The 2,075-nt window shown below is 63.5% G+C and carries 2 protein-coding genes; both read right to left on the reverse strand.

The genetic code is table 11. The features are described from left to right. Window positions 1-930, reverse strand: a 930-nt coding sequence (locus tag ACFC3J_RS22650) for a phosphotransferase family protein (protein ID WP_375198167.1), incomplete at its 3' end; no start/stop codon positions are given. 2 nt (window positions 931-932) lie between these two features. Next, a complete protein-coding gene (locus ACFC3J_RS22655) occupies window positions 933-2,015 on the reverse strand; it encodes a TIGR03857 family LLM class F420-dependent oxidoreductase (RefSeq protein WP_066562959.1) in 1,083 nt (360 codons plus the stop codon). Window positions 2,016-2,075: the final 60 nt, after the last annotated feature.

Genomic DNA, 2,075 nt, shown 5'->3' on the forward strand with positions numbered 1-2,075 from the left:
CGCCGCGACGATGTCATAATAATTGAGATGCCCGGCCTTCTGTCCGCTTGCCGCTTCCCAGATGGCAATCGTCTCGTCCTTGCTCGGCAGGCCTTCCAGCCGGGTGATACCAAAGCGGCGGCCGAACAGATCGTCGAAATAGAGCCACCAGGCGAGGTCAAGCTCCGCCGGCCCCAGTGCCGCGAGTTCCCAGTCGATCAGCGCGTTGACGCTACCGTCGGCCGCGAACATGACGTTCGACGGCGTGGGATCGCCCCACAACACATTCACCCCCGCATCGGCAGGCATGTTGGCGCGCACATAGGCCATGGCGGCATCGACGATGGGCATCGTCCGGCCGCGCCCCGCAGCCTTGTGCCACGCCTCCAGCGCACCGACATATTGATCGAGACCCGGCCGCCCATTTTCCGGCTGGGCGAGAAATTCAAAGCCGTCGCGCCAGTCGATCGTCGCCAGGCTGGCAAAAGCGTTGATGGCATTGGTGAATGTTTGCCGCCGCTGTTCCGGGGTCATCTCGACCAGCCAGCCTTCCAGATTATAATTGGGCTTTTGCTTGGCGCATTCCCCTTCCACCTTGCCCATCACCAGGAAAGGCAGGCCGAGAATATCGGGGTCGAGATGCATGCCGATCCAGGGCGGCACGGGCAGATCGCCGCGCGCATCGAGCGCCGCCATCATCCTGCCCTGAAGCGCGAGGCTGCTGCCGAACACCACTTCCAGATCCATCGGCTGACGGCGGACCACAAGCGTCTGGCTCTGGGCACCAGCCGGATCGACATAGTCGACGTCGACAAAGAAGATGTCCGCCGAAAAGCCCGCGCCCAGCGTCACATTGAGCGGGCGAACGCGGATGTCGCGCCACTCGGGCTTTTCGCTCGCCAGCCAGTCCTGCAACTGGACGGTGATACGATCGGGAGTCAGCAATTCCATGATTACAGCCCCTTCGCCGCCAGCGCGCGCTTCAGTTCGGTGGTGAGCGGCCCCATATCCTTGGGCGACGAGCCGTGGAGCAGAATTTCATCGGCGCCAGCATCCAGGAACCCCATGAGCTGATCGGCGCATTGGGCCGCGGTCCCCACCGCAGCGCCCTCGTCCAGCCATTGCTGCGGAATGAGCCGACTGACGTCGACCAGCTCCTGCCGCGTATAGGCCTGATCCGCCGGCTTGCCGTTGAGGCCTGCAATCTTGGGATGGGCGCGGATATCCTCCAGCACCTTCTTGTCCCAGCCGTTGATGTCGACGATCAGGTCGCCAAAGCCGGGCAGTTCGAAATAGGTGATGGCGCGGCCGCCGACGACGGCCTCTTCCTCGTCCTTGGGCAGGTCCGGGGCGACGATGATATTGTGATAGATGCGCACGGACATGGGATCGCGGCCGGCCTTCTCCGCCGCGTCGCGGACGATCTTGGCGCTGTTCTTCACCCCCTGCGCCGACACGAAGGGATGCAGCAGCACGCCGTCGCAATGTTCGCCAGCGAATTCCAGGCTTTTGGGCCCGATCGCAGTGAAGATGATCGGCGGGGGCGTGCCGCAATGGCGATCGGTCAGATTGATGGCGGGGAATTTGCCCAGCACACCCTCATAATCGATCTTCTCACCCGCCCAGAGGCGCCGGCAGATCGAGATCAGATCGGCCAGCCGCTCCATGGTGATCGGCGGCGAACCCAGCATCTTCATATAGGCCGGAACCGCCCGCGCGAACATCAGGCGGAACCGCTCGCCGCTCATCGCCTGCATCATGTCGGCGACGCTGGCGGTGACGAGCGGATGGCGCATCGTCGCATATAGGGTGCCGGTGATGCGGATCTTCGACGTGGCCTCGGCCACCGCGCCCGCCAGCACCGCCGGTTCCTTCAGCGCATAGCGTTCGGATATCCACACGCAGCCAAGGCCGATGCGCTCCGCCTCTTTCGCTTCGTCGATGCCGCGGCGCGGATCATTGACCCGCCCGGGGAGGATATAGGTGCCGAACTTGTCGAAAAGTGCCTGCGCGCCGGGTTCCACCGCTTCCGTCATTCCCATGTCCTCTCAAATATATGCCACTGCATTGCCGTTGGGAGGAGCATTGGCAACCTG

This window comes from Sphingobium sp., assembly GCF_041987595.1.
Lineage (GTDB): Bacteria > Pseudomonadota > Alphaproteobacteria > Sphingomonadales > Sphingomonadaceae > Sphingobium.